Raw genomic sequence first — 16,401 nt, forward strand, 5'->3', positions numbered from 1 at the left:
AAACTCAATTTCGACGAGTCGCTGCCTTGATATATCGTATCCGACATACCTCGGCCAGCGCCCACACGAATTACTTGGTCCACTTGTTAAAGAGCGTTGAGCGTCTGCTCAATCGAGGCCGCGTATTCTACCGCGTTTCGCCTCCCTGTCAACTCCTTTTTTTCGCCAGCCCGGAAAATCGTAAACCCCAATTTTCCCAACCGCCTCAGGCAGTTAACAGCTTCCCGAAACACCCGCCTCAGCGCTGTGTCCCTCAGAAGTGGTGCGCATTCTACAGCCCCACGGGAAACTGTCAACGCCGAATTCCAAAAAAGATCAAAACACTTGCCAACCTGTACGCCAGGCACACAATCCGCTTACGCCGTGATCAATACCCGGGCAATCTTCTTCTTGCCGGCCTGGATCACGCAGGTATCGCCCTCTTTAAAGGTGCGATCCCCTTCAAGCGCCTGCCCATCGATATAAACGGCCCCCCGCGCCAGGACATCCCGCGCCGCAGCACCGTTTTTGACCAACCCTGCCAGGCGCAGCACCGTGGCGATCGGCAGATCCGCCTGCCCATCCAGGGACACCGGCACATCCGGCACGTTCTCAGGAATCTCCCCCAGCGCCACACGGTTGCCCGCCGAGCGATGAGCGGTCCGCGCCGCCTCTTCGTCGTGGAACCGGGTAATGATCTCTTCCGCCAGCAGCTTCTTATAGTCCTGCGGGTTGGCACCACCCGCGACCGCTTCGCGGAATTCCGCCACCTCCGCCAATGGACGGAAGCTCAGCAGCTCGAAGTACCGCCACAGCAGTTCATCGGGAACCGACAGCAGCTTGGTGTACATTTCACCCGGCGCATCGTTCACGCCAACGTAGTTGCCCAGGGACTTGGACATCTTCTGGACACCGTCCAGCCCTTCCAGGATCGGCATGGTAAGAATCACCTGGGGGGCCTGGCCGTAATGCTTCTGAAGAATCCGACCCATCAGCAGGTTGAATTTCTGGTCGGTACCGCCGAGCTCAACATCCGCCTCCAGTGCGACCGAATCGTAGCCTTGCACCAGCGGGTACAGAAACTCGTGAATGGCGATGGACTGCTCGGCCCGGTAGCGCTTGGTGAAGTCATCCCGCTCCAACATGCGCGCCACCGTATACTGGCCGGCAAGGCGGATCATATCGGCAGCCGACATCTTGCCCATCCACTCGGAATTGAACACCACTCGGGTTTTCGCCGGATCGAGAATCTTGAACACCTGCTCTTTATAACTGATCGCGTTCTCACGGACCTGCGCTTCCGTCAGTGGCGGGCGGGTGGCACTCTTGCCTGTTGGATCACCAATCATGCCGGTGAAGTCGCCAATCAGAAAAATGACCTCGTGGCCCAGATCCTGGAACTGGCGCAATTTGTTGATCAGCACCGTATGGCCCAGATGGAGATCCGGGGCGGTCGGATCGAAGCCGGCCTTGATCCGCAGGGGCCGCCCTTCCTTGAGCTTGGCAATCAGCTCTTCTTCCGGAATCAGTTCGTCCACCCCTCGCTTGATGAGGGCCAGCGCTTCGTCAATCGATGCCATGAATTGGAAGTCTCCATTACCAGGTCAAGAAGGCCGCGTATTATAGCAGCGGTCGAATTGGAAATCCGGGGCCACCTTCCGCAAACGTAATGTTGTCGGCTGTCCCGCTCAGGTTTTATCGGTTAATCTGTCAGCAACTGACGTAAATAATCGCTTTAACTAGACGTTTCAAGCGCTGGATATTCCACTCGAAACGGGTGAAAGACGTGTTCAAGACATTTCCCAAAATGCACATCGCCCTTGCCGGCGTGTCGGGGGCCGTTGTAGCGGCCGCTATCCTGATGGGCCCGAGCGCTTCGGTTGAAGCCAAGCGGATGACCTACCCGATAGCCACCCAGAACACCGACGGCGGCAAGGTCGCTGAGGAAGACAAACAACCGCAGCAGGACGCCCTCGCCGCCAGCAACGCCCCGACACCCGCTGCCGAGCCTGGCGAAACCACGCCGCCTGCACCGGCGCTTCGCTGGCAGTCGTTCTCGGTCAAATCCGGAGACACCCTATCATCGCTGTTTTCGGCAGCCGGTTTTGATGACGCCACCATGCTGACGGTCATTCACGGCGAAGGCGATGCGGCGAAGCTCCAGAACCTGTTTGCTGGTGAGACGCTCCGCTTTGCCACCGCCGACGACGGTCAGCTCGCCGCCGTTGAGCTGCAACGGAACCGCTTGGAGTCCCTGCGCGTCACCGCCGGAAAGGACGGTCAGTTTGAAGGCCACAGAGTGGTTCGGGAACCCGAAGCCCGTCCGGCGTTCGCCAGCGGCACCATCGACGGCTCCCTCTACAGCGCCGCCCTGAAGGCCGGGCTGGACGACCGCCTTACCATGTCCCTGATTGAGCTGTTCGGATGGGACATCGACTTTGTGTACGACGTTCGCAAGGGAGACCGCTTTGAAGTGGTCTACGAGGAACTGTATCTGGACGGCGAGCGGCTCGGCACCGGCCGCCTGCTCTCGGCACGCTTTGTCAATCGCGGAGAGCCCAGGGTAGCGGTTTCCTTCACCGACCAGGCCGGCAACACCGACTTTTATACCCCCGCCGGCAAAAGTATGCGCAAGGCCATTCTGCGCACGCCCATTGACGCCCGCGTCTCCTCTCCGTTTAACCTCCAGCGCCGCCACCCCGTCCTGGACGTCGTCCGCCCCCACGAAGGTACCGATTACGCGGCAGCCCCGGGCACGCCGATCAAGGCCGCCGGTACCGGCCGCGTTCTGTCTGCCGGTTGGAAAGGCGGCTATGGCCGCGCTGTCGTCCTCCAGCACGGAGACGGCATCACCACGCTGTACGCCCACATGAGCCGGATTGGCAAAGGCGTGCGCGCTGGCGCCCGGGTGAAACAGGGACAGACCATCGGCTATGTGGGCTCCTCGGGCATGGTAACCGGCCCGCATCTTCACTATGAGTATCGCAAGAACGGCCGACCGGTGAACTCGCGAACCGTCACCCTGCCCGACGCCAAGCCGGTACCCGCGGCAGAGATGGCCCAGTTTCGGCAGGTCGCCGAGCGACAGGTTGCCCAACTCGACCGGTTTGATCGTCAGCATCAGCAACTGGCCCTTGCCAACGAGGAGTAACTGGATGGAAGCGTGGATTGGGCTGATGTCAGGCACCAGCATGGACGGCATCGACGCCGTCCTGGTGTCGTTTCATGACGGCGGCCTTACCCTGCACGGCAGCGCCACCGTGGCCTATCCGGACCAGCATCGGCATCGGCTGATTCAGGCGAGCCAGAACCATGCCACGCCGGACGAACTTGGGGAACTCGATACCCTGACCGGACAACTGTTTGCCCGGGCAGCCAACGCGGTCATCGACCAGTCCGGCGTCTCACGAAGCGACATCCACGCGATTGGTAGCCACGGCCAGACCGTGCGCCACCAACCTGCCGGACGGGCACCGTTTACCCTGCAGATTGGCAACCCGGCGGTGATTGCCGAGGCAACCGGGCTGACCACCGTTGCCGATTTTCGTCGCCGGGACATGGCCGCCGGTGGCCAGGGGGCGCCTTTGGTCCCGGCGTTTCACAAGGCGTTTTTCGGGCACGCCACCGAATCCCGCTGCCTGCTGAATCTGGGCGGCATTGCCAACCTGACCTGGTTGCCGGCCGGCAGCGATCCCGCAACCGGATTTGATACCGGCCCGGCCAACGCGCTTATGGACGCCTGGTGTCTGGACCAAACCGGCCGCCCCTACGATGCGGACGGTCACTGGGCGGCAGAAGGCACCGTCGACGACGCTCTGCTGGCCGACATGCTTTCCGACGCCTACTTCAGCCGACGAGGGCCAAAAAGCACCGGTAAAGAACGGTTCAACCTGGACTGGATTCACACCCACCTGGCTCACCGCCCGGAGACAGCGCCGGAAGACGTCCAGCGGACCCTGCTGCAACTGACGGTGGAAAGCGTCTTCCGTCAACTGCCGAAACAGGGGTTGGCAACGCTTTACGTATGCGGTGGCGGTGCGCGCAATCCGCTATTAATGAAGGAACTCTCAGCCCGGCTGGCGCCGGTGATGGTTCGGGATACCGCAACCCTGGGCATCAACCCGCAGTGGGTGGAGCCGGTGGCGTTCGCCTGGCTGGCGCGCCAGACACTGGAGGGAAAAACCGGCAACCTCCCCGAAGTGACCGGTGCCAAAGGCCCGCGCATTCTCGGCGCGATCTATCCAGCCTGAAAAAGCCGGGGGTTGCTTGGACGCCGCCGGCGGTGAATCACACCGGCGTGGGTAACGTCTGGCCAGCGGCTCAGATCGAAAAGGAACTGCCACACCCGCAGGTGGACGTGGCGTTCGGGTTCTGCACCACGAACTGAGAACCCTGCAAACCTTCTTGATAGTCCACGGTTGATCCGACCAGGTACTGATAGCTCATCGAATCCACCAGCAACGTAACGCCCTCCCGCTCAATGGCGGTATCGTCGTCTTCCACCTGCTCGTCAAACGAAAAGCCGTACTGGAAGCCGGAGCATCCGCCCCCGGTCACAAAAACCCGCAGCTTCAGAGCCGGGTTCTCTTCTTCCTCAATCAGCTCCCGGACCTTCGCAACGGCGGTATCGCTGAAGAACAGCGGACTTGCCATTTGCTGCTGAACGACACTCAAATTGGCCTCCAGAATCTGGTTGAACGGTCGGCAATTATGGTAGCCCCGACAGGAACTATCAACTATTCGGACTTTCCGTCATCGGTCGCACCCGGCAGCGATGAACCGTCAGTGGTCGGGCCGGAATGTCGGGTCAACAAGCCTTGAGGCTCTTTCTGATGAACCAGACTGCCGTTGACCGATGCCCCCATCGCCATTTCAATCAACGCGTAGTAGACATTGCCATTCACCGACGCTTTTTCCGCCAGTTCCAGATGCTCCGAGGCGTAGACATCGCCATTGACCGTGCCATTAACAATCACGTGGGGTGCGACGATATCACCCGTCACCTCACCGACTTCCGACACCCGGACAACCGCGTCGCCGCCTTCCTCGGCAGAGATGCGCCCCTGAACCCGGCCGTCAATGTGCAAGCCGCCGGAAAACGCCAGGTCGCCCTGGATCGTGGTGCGGGAGGAAATCAGCGTATCAAACTGACCCGGTGCCCGACGCGGCTTCGGTTTCTTCTTGCCCAGCATGTCACTTCTCCGTCAATTGTTGCCATTCAAAGGTTCGTTCAGCCTGGGCGCTTTTCCTGCCGCTGGCCTGGGCGACCACTTGAACCCGCGCGGGGCGGAAATCCTTAGGCACCGTCAGCGTCCCCTCAATGTTCTGGAAGAACCGGAAACGAAAACGAATGCCGTCCTGGCCCAGATCACCGGACAGCTCGCTCAAGGGAACGACCACCCGATCGCCGTTGCGAGTGCCGATGACGTTTACCGCCACAGCACCGGCAATGTAATTCTGATTCTGCCCCAGCTGGGTCAGTACCAGACGGTAATCCCATGAGGCTGGCCCGACGCCGCGACTGAGCGTCAGGCTGTCCACCTGGAGGCCCTTGTTCACCTCCGACGGCGCCATGATGTTCCGATAAAACGTGAGGTCATTGCGCAGCGCCGCCATCTGGTCTTCCAGACCGGCAATCGTGTCACGGGCCGCCTTCAGCGCCTGCTGATCCATGATCTTGCCACGTTCCAGGTTCGCGAGCTGCTGTCGCGCACGCTGCTGCGCCTGCTGCAGGCTGGAGAGCTCCGTCTGCAGGTCGGCGTTGGTATCTTTGACGTCCGAAAACCGGAAACCGCCTTGGGCCAGGCCCGCGAAGTAGCCTGCCCCAGCGGCCGCAAGCACCAGCAGGATCAGGGCGATCACTCTGCGAAACGCTCGCCCCGGCCGGTGCCGGACAACCACGTATTCCGGGGACGGTGGTCTGGGCTCAGCCATGGCCTGCCCCGCAACGCAACAGGATGACCGCCACCATCAGGGCAGCAGCGCCGGCGCCTGAAGCCCCAGGCTTTCATCCAGACCGAACATGACGTTCAGATTCTGGATGGCCTGGCCAGCGGCGCCTTTCACCAGATTGTCGATGACCGAGGATACGATGATCACCGGGCTGTCTTCCTGTCGGTGCAGCGCCATCCGGCACTGATTCGCCCCGCGAACACTGCGCGTTTCCGGGTGGCTGCCCAGGGGCATGACGTCTACGAAAGGCTCATCGTGGTAGCGCGCCTCGTACAGGGCCTGCAGCTCGTTCAGATCAAACGACGCGGCGACCTCGGCGTAAAGGGTAGCCTCAATGCCCCGGATCATGGGCACCAGGTGCGGTACGAACGTCACGTTCACCGGCCCGCCGGCGGCCTGGGTGAGACCCTGGCGGATCTCCGGCAGATGCCGGTGGCCGGAGGCTCCGTAGGCTTTAAAACTCTCGCCGATCTCGCCATGCAGCATACCAATGCTGCCCTGCCGGCCGGCGCCGCTGGCCCCGGACTTGGCGTCAGCGATCAGCCGGCCCGGGTCCACCAGACCCTGCTCCAGCAGCGGCAGAAAGCCGAGTTGAACGGCGGTGGGGTAGCAGCCCGGGTTGGCCACGAGGCGGGCGGTGCGGATGTCTTCCCGGAACACCTCCGGGAGCCCGTAGACCGCCTTGGCCGCCCACTCGGCGCTTTCGTGGGGCATGCCGTACCAGCGCGCCCACACGTCGAGATCCTTCAGACGAAAATCGGCGGACAGGTCCACCACCCGAACACCCGCGTCCAGCAGCTCCGGAACCATCCGCATGGCAACCCCGTGCGGTGTGGCGAAGAACACCAGATCGCAACGTTTCAACTCCGCCGGATCCGGATCGGTGAAGGCCAGATCAAAGTGCCCTCGAAGGTTCGGATACAGGTCCGCCACGGGCATGCCGGCCTCGGAGCGAGAGGTGATGCACTCAACGCTGACTTCGGGATGAACAGCCAGTAACCTGAGCAATTCGACGCCGGTATAGCCGGTGCCGCCGACAATGCCAACTTTAATCACAACGGTCTCCAGTCAAGGACGAAAGAACGGAATTCACACCCATAGTCTACCATGATAAACCAATGACTTATTGCAGCGCGGCGTCGGCACATTACAATGCAGGCAGCTATCCATCGCGTCTTCGGCGCCAACGCCGCCGCGCAGACCACGGACCACCGTTTCATGCAGACACTCTGGCAAACGCTTTCCGCGCGCTATCTTCCCGGCCTCCGCCGCCGGCTGACCGGCGTGGATGCGCTGCCCAAACTGGCGGCCATGGGCTTGTTGTCCGGCATTGTCACCGGCGCCGTCATCCTGCTGTTCCGACTGGCCATCGAATGGCCCCTTGAGCAGTTCCTGCCCGGGCGCAACTCCGAGAACTTCGAGCAGTTGGACCTGCTGACCCGGGGCCTGCTGCCGCTGCTTGGCGCCGGGGTACTGGGCCTGCTGCTGCATCGACTGGCCATCCACGATCGTAAGGTCGGGGTCGTTCACGTGATGGAACGGTTGAACTACCACCAGGGCTACCTGTCCCTGAAAGGCGCACTGGTTCAGTTTGTCACCGGTGTTGGCACCGTCATCACCGGCCAGTCCGCCGGACGGGAAGGCCCCGCCGTGCACCTCGGGGCAGCGTTCTCAAGCCTGCTCGGTCAGTGGCTGAGGCTGCCCAACAACAGTATCCGTACGCTGGTGGCCTGCGGCTGCGCCGCCGCCATTTCCGCCTCGTTCAACACCCCGATTTCCGGCGTGCTGTTCGCGATGGAGGTGGTGATGATGGAATACACCATCGCCGGCTTTACCCCCATTATTCTGGCCGCCGTCAGCGCTGCCATTGTCACCCAGGCGGCCTACGGACCGGAACCTGCGTTTACCGTGCCGCCGCTGGTACTGAATTCGCTCGGGGAAGTGCCCTGGATTCTATTGATCGCGGTGGTGATTGGGGTCGCCGCTGCGCTGTTTATCCAGTTGGTCGATCTGGCTGGGCGGCACAGCCACCGGCCGGTGCTGCTGCGCATTGGCGTGTGCGGGCTGCTGATGGTCCCGTTTGCCCTGCTGGTGCCCCAGACCATGGGCATCGGCTACGATACCGTCAGTGCCGCCATCATCGGCGACCTGGGATTCTGGGTGTTGATCAGCGTGGGGATTTCCAAGCTTCTGATCACCTCGATCACCATCGGCCTGGGCATGCCCAGCGGCGTCATTGGCCCAACCCTGTTCATGGGCGCCACCCTGGGCGGCGCCATGGGGCTGGTGGGCGCCCAACTCTCACCCGACTACGCCTCGTCGGTCGGGCTGTACGCCCTGCTGGGTATGGGCGCCATGATGGGAGCCGTTCTTCAGGCGCCTCTGACAGCGCTCATCACGGTACTCGAGTTAACCCGGAACCCGAACATCATCCTGCCGGCCATGCTGATCATCACGACCGCAACGCTGCTGACCAGCGAGGTGTTCGGCAAACGCTCCCTGTTCCTGACCATCCTCAAAAACCAGGGGTTGAGCTATCAGAACTCCCCGGTGATCCAGGCACTTCGTCGGGTTTCCGTGGGGGCCATCATGGATAAGAACATCCTGAGAACCGAACGCCTGCTGACCCCCGGCGAAGCCAGGAACGTATTAAGTTCCGGCCCCAAATGGCTGCTTGTGGACGGCAGTAATGGCCCCACCGCCTTGTTACCGGCCGTGGATCTGGCGCGCTACCTGGAAGATTCCGAAACGGCCACCAAGGAGGGGGAACCGGCGCCGGAGGAAATCGATCTCATCCAGATTCCCGCCAACCGGCGGGACCTCGCGCCGGTGCAGTACCAGGCAACGCTTGAGGAGGCGCTGAACGCCTTCGAATCCAGCAATGCCGAAGCACTTTATGTCCAGCGTCATGTGGCGCCAATGATCCAGCGGGTCTACGGCGTAGTACTCAAATCCGATATCGAAAGTTATTACCAATACCGACGGAGCTAAGCCATGCTGTGGGTCAAAGCGTTTCACATCATTTTTGTGGTGTGCTGGTTCGCCGGCATCTTCTATCTGCCGCGCCTGTTCGTGTACCACGCCGCCTGTGAGGACACCGAAGGCCGAGAGCGTTTCAAGATCATGGAGCGCAAGCTGTACCGGGGCATCAGCACGCCCTCCATGGTGCTCACTCTGATTTTTGGCTTCTGGCTGATCAGCTACAGCCCGTCCGGGTATTTCAGCCAGGGATGGATGCACGCCAAGCTCTTGCTGGTGGCCATCCTGGTTGCCTACCATTTTTACTGTGGCCACCTGGTTCGGGTCTTCCGGGACGACCGTAATACCCGCAGCCACGTGTTCTATCGCTGGTTCAACGAAATCCCGGTGGTGATCCTGATTGCAGTGGTCATCCTGGTGGTTGTCAAACCCTTCTGAGGAGCTGCGCCATTACTTCCTACACGCGCCCACAGGTTCTGATTCTCTCCGGCCTTGACCCCTCCGGCGGCGCCGGCATCCAGGCCGATATCCAAGCGGTGACGGCCCTGGGCTGTCACCCGCTGCCGGTTCTCACCTGCCTGACCGTGCAGGACACCCGCAACGTGTACGATGCCCAACCGGTGGACGCGGACCTGATCCGCCGCCAGCTCGACTGCGTGGCCGGCGATGCGCCCATTCACGCCATCAAGACCGGCGCCCTGGGCAACGCCGAGGTCATTGCCGTACTGTGCGAGTTCCTTGACCGGCACCCGGACATTCCCCTGATCACCGACCCGGTGATCAAGGCCGCCGGCGGCGGCGACCTGGCCGACGACGCCCTGATTGATGCCATGAAGCAAGCCCTGTTCCCCCGGGCCGAAATGATCACCCCCAACGGGGTCGAACTGGCCCTGCTCGGGGGCAGTGACGATCCCGCGGAATCGGCCCACCGGCTGCTGGCCGGCGGCTGCCGTTCGGTACTGGCCACCGGCGGCCACGGCACCGGCGAATTCATCATCAACACCCTGTACCACGCCGATACCGAACCGATGACCTGGGAGATCGAACGCATTGGCGGGGAATACCACGGCACCGGCTGCACCCTGGCCGCGGCCATCAGCGCCGGCCGGGCCAACGGCCTGTCGGCCCGCACGGCCATCGCCCAGGCCCAGAACTTCGTACATCGCGCCATCAGCCACGCGTTGACCGTCGGCGGTGGCCAGCCGGTACCCGACCGGGGAATCCGGTGGGAAAACTGACGCCGGGGCTGTACGCCATCACCGACAGCCGCCTGTGCCCGCCGGATCAGTTGGTGACGGCGGTCGAGGCGGCGGTGGGCGGCGGCGCCGTAATGGTCCAGTACCGGGAGAAGCAGGCACCTGCGCCGGAAAAGCTCCGGCAGGCTCGAGATCTGTCCGCCGTGTGCCGGGCCGGCGGGGCCCTGTTTCTGATCAACGACGATCCAGAGCTGGCCCGGCGGGTCAACGCCGACGGCGTTCACGTGGGGCAGGACGACGAGTCTGCGGCGGCTGCAAGGCAGCGACTGGGCGAGCACGCCGTCATCGGCGTCACCTGCCACGGCCGCCTGGCACTCGCCGAAGCCGCGCGGGGCAACGGCGCGGATTACGTCGCCTTTGGCCGGTTCTATACCTCCGGCACCAAACCCGATGCGCCGGAGGCGGACCTTTCGGTGCTGTCCAACGCCCGCCCGCTCGGCCTGCCGGTGTGCGCCATTGGTGGCATCACCATCGACAACGGCGCACCGCTGATCCAGGCTGGCGCCGATCTGCTGGCGGTGGTGGGCGGCCTCTTCGGTGGCCGCCCTGATGAAATTGAACAGCGGGCCCGCGCCTTCAGCCGCCTGTTTGCCCGGCACCATCCTCTTTTCTCAGCCTCCCGTTAACAGGAGTTACCCATGAGCCATTCTGAATCCCTGTTTGAGCAGGCCCAGAAATACATTCCCGGCGGCGTCAATTCCCCGGTCCGCGCCTTCAAAGGCGTCGGCGGCACACCGATCTTCTTCAAACGGGCCAAAGGCGCCTACCTGTACGACGAAGACGACCGTCGCTACATCGACTACATCGGCTCCTGGGGCCCGATGATTTTGGGCCACTCGGACCCGCGCATACAGCAGGCGCTGCACACTCAGGTGGATCTGGGCGTGGGCTATGGCGCGCCGACCGCCATCGAAACCGAGATGGCCCGCAAGGTGTGCGAGCTTGTGCCATCAATCGAGCTGGTGCGTATGGTGAACTCAGGCACCGAAGCCACCATGAGCGCCATTCGCCTGGCGCGTGGCTACACCGGGCGGGACAAGATCGTGAAGTTTGAGGGCTGCTACCATGGCCACGTCGATTCGCTGCTGGTGAAGGCCGGTTCCGGCGCGTTGACCCTGGGTGTGCCCAACTCGCCGGGCATTCCCGCCAGTCTGGCAGAACACACCCTGACCCTGTCCTACAACGACATCGACGGCGTGCGCCAGCTGTTCGAGGCAATGGGAGACCAGGTTGCTGCCATTATCGTTGAGCCGGTGGCAGGCAACATGAACTGCATTCCGCCGGTGCCCGGCTTCCTGGAGACCCTGCGGGAGGTCTGCGACGCCCACGGCACTGTGCTGATCTTCGATGAGGTGATGACCGGCTTCCGGGTGTCCCTGGGCGGCGCCCAGGAACTCTATGGCGTGACGCCTGACCTGACCGCGCTGGGCAAGGTCATTGGCGGCGGCCTGCCGGTGGGGGCCTTTGGTGGCAAGCGGTCGATCATGGAACACATCGCTCCGCTTGGGCCGGTTTACCAGGCCGGCACCCTGAGCGGCAATCCGCTGGCCATGACCGCCGGCCTCACAACGTTGAACCTGATCTCCGAACCCGGCTTCCATGATCGCCTGGCGGCGAAAACCCAAACGCTGATAGGCGGTCTGAAGGCAGCGGCGGACGACGCCGGAATCCCCCTGGCGGTGCAAGGCGCCGGCGCCATGTTCGGCCTGTTCTTTACCTCAGAGCCGTCCGTGACCCGCTTTGACCAGGTCATGGCTTGCGACGTGGAGCGCTTCAAACGGTTCTTCCAAGGCATGCTGAAGGAAGGGGTCTATCTGGCGCCGTCGGCGTTCGAGGCCGGCTTCACCAGCGACGCCCTCACCGAAGAGGACATCCAGTACACCATCGACGCCGCACGGAAGGTCTTTGCGACGCTCTGAGCGTCGCAGCGAAGGGCCCTGACCGACACGAACTCAGAGGCGGCCTTCCAGAGTCAGCAATACGGTGTGGCGCTGGTAAGCGTAGCGGTCAAGCGTGCTGCTCGTGTCCTGGAACTGCCACTCGGCCCTCAACCGCCAGCCCGGTCCGAGGAACCGCTCGCCAAAGAGGCCCAGCTCGGGCCGGTGGTCCTCCCGGTGTTCGTGGACCAGTGTGGTTCCCTGATACACCCGGTTGTCATCAGGGAACCGGCTCCACTGAAAGCCGCCGGATACGCCGACCACCACCTGACCCGAGACCGACCGGCTCACCATTCCGCGAACCGCATTGACGGTCGGCGACACTGACACAAACTGGGGGCCAACCTGGACACCGTCCCGATCATCCCGGGACCAACGATAGGCTACCCGGTAGGCCCAGGGCCCGGATCGACCCGCGGCGTTCGCGTCCAGGCGCACCTGGTCGCCGCTGTAGGCGGAATAGGTGGAGCCGGCGTCAACCGCCACCGCCGACAGGGTGAGCCCACACTGATCGAACCCCTGATAACCGCAGGCCGGGGACCGAAGCTCAAGTACCGGTCCATAACGGGTTTCAAAGGCGCGATGCCCAAACCAGGACTGGCTCGCCCGAAGCCCCACGCCAGCACGTGCGACACCTGCGTCCCGGTGCCACAGGCCATCCAGCTGAATCAGATCCGAATCGTAACTGTGCCAGCCGGCGTAGTCCCGCCCAAGGTAGGTTGCCTGTAACGACCAGGTTTGCTGGCCCCCGCCCGGTACGGTCAGATCGGACACCAGGACAGCATCCAGGAACAGCCCGCCGTCGCTGGATGCGCCGGCCTCTGGCAGGGCTTCGATGTTGCTGTCGTAGCCTCCGCCGACCGACACGTAGGCCTGCCATTCGGACCCAGAGGCGGTTGACTGACGGTCCAGTTGCCGTGCCGCCAACGCCCGAAGGGTGTCGTCTCCGGCCTCTCGTCGCACCAGCGCAAACCAGTGCCGGGCCTGTTTCTGGCGCCCGTCCGCCAGTGCCACCAGCCCAAGGTTGTACCGCGCCAGGTCCCGGTCTGCGGTGCCGAGTAACTGCCGGAACGCCCGGGAGGCGTCGTTGTACTCGCCCAGCCGATAGTGAACCACCCCCAGGTTGTAGATCAGGGATCGACTCTCCCCGCCCAGGGTTCGCGCCTGCTCCAGCGCGTCCCGTGCGGCCTCAAGGCGACCGGCCTGGAACAGGGTGACGCCCCGCTGAAACCAGTCAGCAGCGGTCATCGGCTCGGCCGCAAGCGCGCCACCGGAAACGGCAAAAAGCAGGAGAAGGACCCATCCGGGCCTCGTGGGCATCCAACGGCGATAGGGCAAACGGCGCTCCTGGCGTCAGTGAACGAAGAACGGTTCAATGCCGCTAGAGGATCCGTTGAAATACCCTGTAACGCAAGGGGAAAGCAGGACTTTACCGGTCGGTTCCCGGCCTGGCAGGCAGGGCGTCCCGCAGACGGCCAACACCGTCCGGCCGCTGCCCACGGGCGGCGTCCGGGAGGTCCGGCAGGGACGGACGGTCCGGGAGATCCAGAGCCGGGCGGGCATCAGGGGTGACCGGACGCTCCGGCGCGCCCATCGCCGGCCGACCCACCGACTCCGGGCGGCCGCCCTCGGGTCGTCCAGGGCGGGTGTCTGCCGCCTCCGAACGGCCGGGAGAGGCATCGCCGGCGACCGACGGCCGACCATCGGCGGGCCGTGGCAATTCAATCTGCCGAACCACGCTACCGGTCAGGTCATGATCCTCGGTGACCATCCGCATGGTCACATCCAGATCACCCGCGGCCTGAACGCCCGCGGCCGCTAACCAACCGGCCATCAAAAACAGAATACGAGACGTCATGACCCCGGTACCCTCCCCTCGTCACTGTCGCCGGGAAACACCAGCGGTACCCGGAAGCTTTTCTGCTGATCGCCGGCGTCCAGGCGGGCGACCAGTTCCCCGTCGCCTGGAAACAACACGTTCAGCGGCAGGTTAAGGACGTTTTCGCCCTTGTCCAACGAGATCCGCCAGCTCAGCCGATGTTGCCCCGGCCAATGCTCAACCTCGACGTTCGGAGGCAACTGCAGGGTTAACTGAACGTCCGCCAATGCCCGCGCGGCGTCAAAGGCCAACCGGACGGTACGGCGCTCTGGCCGGATGGTCTCCACGGACGCGGTCTGGGCCGTTGGCTCGACACCTCCTTGCGAGGGGGCGTCGAGCATCGACCCAAGCCCCATACCCAGCGCCAGCAGCGCGGCCGCCGCGACGCCTGCACCCCAGTAAGTCACCCGGACTACGGATCGGGAACCGCCGGTCGCGGCGGACAACACGCGGCGCTCAAATCCTTCAGACGGCGCCGGAATCGCAAAATCCTGGAGCAGGCGCGCATGGAGGGCCTCCTCCTGCCGGACTCGTTCAGCACAGGCCTCACACCCGAGCAGGTGCCGTTCGACGGCCTGCTGGCTCGCCTCGTCACAAGCGCCACGGGCGTAGTCCGCCAGTTGTGGTTTGATCGCGTCGCAGTTCATGTGTCTCACCTCATTCACTCACACGCGGAAGCGGGGCGTCCGGTTCCCGCAGCGCCGTGAGTTTTTCCCGCAGCGCGGCTCGCGTGCGATGCAGGCGTGATTTGATCGTTCCGATCGGCACATCCAGCACCGCCGCAATGTCTTCCTGCCGCCAGCCGTCCACATCGTGCAGGAGCACAAGGGTTCGCTGGTCCGGCGACAGCTCCGCCATCGCCCGGTCCAGGGCCGAGCCCAGACGGCCGTTACCCACCTGGTCCTGAGGCCCTGGGTTGGCGTCGGCAATGCTGTCCGGCCAGAGGGACGAGGCCTGTTCATCCAGCTCGGAGAACGTCCGGGTGCCCCGGCGATGCTGCCGGCGGACGCCATCGACAAACTGCCGGTACAACACCCGATTCAACCAGGGCCTGAGCTGTTCGACCCGGGCGAGCTCGTCAAGTTTCGGAAACAGCTTGATGACCACATCCTGCACCAGGTCCTCCGCATCGGCCTGGTTTCCGGTCAACCGGAACGCAAACCGGTACATCGGCTCCAGGTGGGGCCGGATGATCGCGTCAAAGCGCGTCGTTGAGTTCTGTCTAAAGGAGAATATCGGCAAACCGGTAGCTACCCGAACGCGTTTGTCGTGAATGGGCCAGTGTATCCCAGGCGGCCCGCCGTTGCAGCGTGCAACGTCGCCAAGACGGCTCGCCGATGCGCCTGGTTGATTGCACATGAGCAAAGGTTAATGCAGCCCCCGGGAACCCGCCCGGTAAACGGGGCGTGTCAGGTAGGACGATTCCCGTTCAGATAGGAGGTTGTATGAAACGCTCAACGCACGCTTTTGCGATCACCGCCCTGGCCGCCAGCCTGGCGGCCTGCGGGGGCGGAGGCGGCTCCGGCAGCGGCAGCACCGGGTCGGTGTCGTTCAACATGACCGACGCGCCCACCATGGAATTTTCCAGCGTGACCATTGCGTTCACCGGCCTGCGGCTGAAGCCCGCCGATGGTGACTGGGTCGATTTTACCTTCGACACCCCGAAAACCCTGGACCTGCTGACGCTGCAGGGCGGCGTGACCGAGCCGCTGATCACCGATGAGGAGGTTCCGGCAGGGAACTACACGGAAGCGCGGCTGATGATCGACACCAGCGCCTCCTACGTGGTGGTAAGCGGTGAGCCGGACGTGCAGAAAACGCTGGCGGTACCCTCCGGCGAACAGAGCGGCCTGAAACTCAAGGGCGGCTTCACCGTCGCGGCGGACCAGTCCACCGATTTCACCATCGATTTTGACGCCCGCAAGTCCATTGTGAACCCGCAGGGCAAGTCGATTGGCGATTACCTGCTGAAGCCGGTTCTGCGGCTGGTGAGCACCGACAACACCGGCAGCCTCTCAGGCCAAGTGGATTACGCCACGATCAGTACAACCCGTATGAACGATGCGGGCTTGGCAGACTGCGCTGACCCGAGCACGACGGGCTATTACGGCGCCGTCTACATCTACCAGGGTGCGGACGTCGAACCTACCGACCTCAACATCAACTCTGACACCAACCCGCTGGTGGTCGCGCCGGTGGAAGATGAGGACAACGACGGCATTTACACGTATTCCGCCGCCTTCCTGACCGCCGGCGATTACACCGTGAGCTACACCTGCCAGCTGGATGACAATGAAACCACGGAGACCGGGGTGGAGTTTGACGGCACGCAGAACGTGACCGTCAACGCAGGTGAGAACACCGAGGCGGCGCCGATCCCCCTCGTGCCCTGACAACCCCCGCCGAACGAGAGCACCAA

Annotated in this window: 17 protein-coding genes; 8 read left to right on the plus strand and 9 right to left on the minus strand. The window is 63.3% G+C overall.

Annotated elements, in window-relative coordinates; translation table 11 throughout:
* Positions 1-356: 356 nt before the first annotated feature.
* Positions 357-1,559, minus strand: a complete 1,203-nt coding sequence (tyrS, locus tag V3388_RS09485; protein ID WP_336367314.1) for a tyrosine--tRNA ligase — start codon at positions 1,557-1,559, stop codon at positions 357-359.
* A gap of 206 nt (positions 1,560-1,765) precedes the next feature.
* Here tyrS and V3388_RS09490 point away from each other — a divergent pair, with 206 nt between their 5' ends.
* Positions 1,766-3,130 carry an OapA family protein gene (locus tag V3388_RS09490; protein ID WP_336367315.1) on the plus strand — a complete coding sequence of 455 codons (1,365 nt, stop codon included), beginning with the start codon at positions 1,766-1,768 and terminating at the stop codon, positions 3,128-3,130.
* Between the two features lie 4 nt (positions 3,131-3,134).
* The gene (locus V3388_RS09495) at positions 3,135-4,229 is read left to right on the plus strand and encodes an anhydro-N-acetylmuramic acid kinase (RefSeq protein WP_336367316.1); all 1,095 of its coding nucleotides are present in this window, start codon (positions 3,135-3,137) and stop codon (positions 4,227-4,229) included.
* A 70-nt stretch (positions 4,230-4,299) separates the two neighbouring features.
* Here V3388_RS09495 and erpA read toward each other — a convergent pair whose 3' ends face one another.
* The 4 genes from erpA to argC all read right to left on the minus strand — a co-directional run bounded on the left by erpA (position 4,300) and on the right by argC (position 6,987).
* A complete protein-coding gene (gene erpA, locus V3388_RS09500; protein WP_336367918.1) occupies positions 4,300-4,632 on the minus strand; it encodes an iron-sulfur cluster insertion protein ErpA in 333 nt (110 codons plus the stop codon).
* An 83-nt stretch (positions 4,633-4,715) separates the two neighbouring features.
* On the minus strand, positions 4,716-5,171 hold the full coding sequence (locus tag V3388_RS09505) for a bactofilin family protein (RefSeq protein ID WP_336367317.1): 456 nt from the start codon (positions 5,169-5,171) through the stop codon (positions 4,716-4,718).
* A gap of 1 nt (position 5,172) precedes the next feature.
* Positions 5,173-5,913: a DUF6776 family protein gene (locus V3388_RS09510; protein WP_336367318.1), complete on the minus strand. Its 741-nt coding sequence runs from the start codon at positions 5,911-5,913 to the stop codon at positions 5,173-5,175.
* A gap of 36 nt (positions 5,914-5,949) precedes the next feature.
* Positions 5,950-6,987 (minus strand): N-acetyl-gamma-glutamyl-phosphate reductase, encoded by a 1,038-nt coding sequence (gene argC / locus V3388_RS09515; RefSeq protein ID WP_336367319.1) that lies wholly within the window; start codon positions 6,985-6,987, stop codon positions 5,950-5,952.
* Positions 6,988-7,149: 162 nt separating this feature from the next.
* On the opposite strand from argC, the gene V3388_RS09520 reads away from it, so the two are divergent.
* The 5 genes from V3388_RS09520 (at position 7,150) to hemL (ending at position 12,085) form a co-directional block, all read left to right on the plus strand.
* Positions 7,150-8,922 carry a chloride channel protein gene (locus tag V3388_RS09520; RefSeq protein WP_336367919.1) on the plus strand — a complete coding sequence of 591 codons (1,773 nt, stop codon included), beginning with the start codon at positions 7,150-7,152 and terminating at the stop codon, positions 8,920-8,922.
* A gap of 3 nt (positions 8,923-8,925) precedes the next feature.
* Complete coding sequence (gene hemJ, locus V3388_RS09525) at positions 8,926-9,348, plus strand: protoporphyrinogen oxidase HemJ (protein ID WP_336367320.1); 423 nt, start codon at positions 8,926-8,928, stop codon at positions 9,346-9,348.
* A gap of 98 nt (positions 9,349-9,446) precedes the next feature.
* Complete coding sequence (gene thiD / locus V3388_RS09530; RefSeq protein ID WP_442915633.1) at positions 9,447-10,148, plus strand: bifunctional hydroxymethylpyrimidine kinase/phosphomethylpyrimidine kinase; 702 nt, start codon at positions 9,447-9,449, stop codon at positions 10,146-10,148.
* Positions 10,136-10,792, plus strand: coding sequence for a thiamine phosphate synthase (gene thiE / locus V3388_RS09535; protein WP_336367321.1), 657 nt, complete (start codon positions 10,136-10,138; stop codon positions 10,790-10,792). Before thiD ends, thiE begins: the two co-directional genes overlap by 13 nt.
* 12 nt (positions 10,793-10,804) lie before the next feature.
* The gene (hemL, locus tag V3388_RS09540) at positions 10,805-12,085 is read left to right on the plus strand and encodes a glutamate-1-semialdehyde 2,1-aminomutase (protein ID WP_336367322.1); all 1,281 of its coding nucleotides are present in this window, start codon (positions 10,805-10,807) and stop codon (positions 12,083-12,085) included.
* A gap of 33 nt (positions 12,086-12,118) precedes the next feature.
* Here hemL and V3388_RS09545 read toward each other — a convergent pair whose 3' ends face one another.
* The 4 genes from V3388_RS09545 to V3388_RS09560 all read right to left on the minus strand — a co-directional run bounded on the left by V3388_RS09545 (position 12,119) and on the right by V3388_RS09560 (position 15,224).
* A complete protein-coding gene (locus V3388_RS09545) occupies positions 12,119-13,423 on the minus strand; it encodes a tetratricopeptide repeat protein (RefSeq protein ID WP_336367921.1) in 1,305 nt (434 codons plus the stop codon).
* Between the two features lie 109 nt (positions 13,424-13,532).
* Complete coding sequence (locus V3388_RS09550; RefSeq protein ID WP_336367323.1) at positions 13,533-13,961, minus strand: hypothetical protein; 429 nt, start codon at positions 13,959-13,961, stop codon at positions 13,533-13,535.
* On the minus strand, positions 13,958-14,629 hold the full coding sequence (locus V3388_RS09555) for an anti-sigma factor family protein (RefSeq protein ID WP_336367324.1): 672 nt from the start codon (positions 14,627-14,629) through the stop codon (positions 13,958-13,960). The genes V3388_RS09550 and V3388_RS09555 overlap by 4 nt, the downstream gene beginning before the upstream one ends.
* A gap of 10 nt (positions 14,630-14,639) precedes the next feature.
* The gene (locus V3388_RS09560; protein WP_336367325.1) at positions 14,640-15,224 is read right to left on the minus strand and encodes an RNA polymerase sigma factor; all 585 of its coding nucleotides are present in this window, start codon (positions 15,222-15,224) and stop codon (positions 14,640-14,642) included.
* Positions 15,225-15,427: 203 nt separating this feature from the next.
* Here V3388_RS09560 and V3388_RS09565 point away from each other — a divergent pair, with 203 nt between their 5' ends.
* A complete protein-coding gene (locus V3388_RS09565) occupies positions 15,428-16,375 on the plus strand; it encodes a DUF4382 domain-containing protein (protein ID WP_336367326.1) in 948 nt (315 codons plus the stop codon).
* The last annotated feature ends 26 nt before the right edge of the window (positions 16,376-16,401 follow it).

Origin of the sequence: Marinobacter sp. C2H3, assembly GCF_037080155.1 — a bacterium.
Classification (GTDB): domain Bacteria; phylum Pseudomonadota; class Gammaproteobacteria; order Pseudomonadales; family Oleiphilaceae; genus Marinobacter.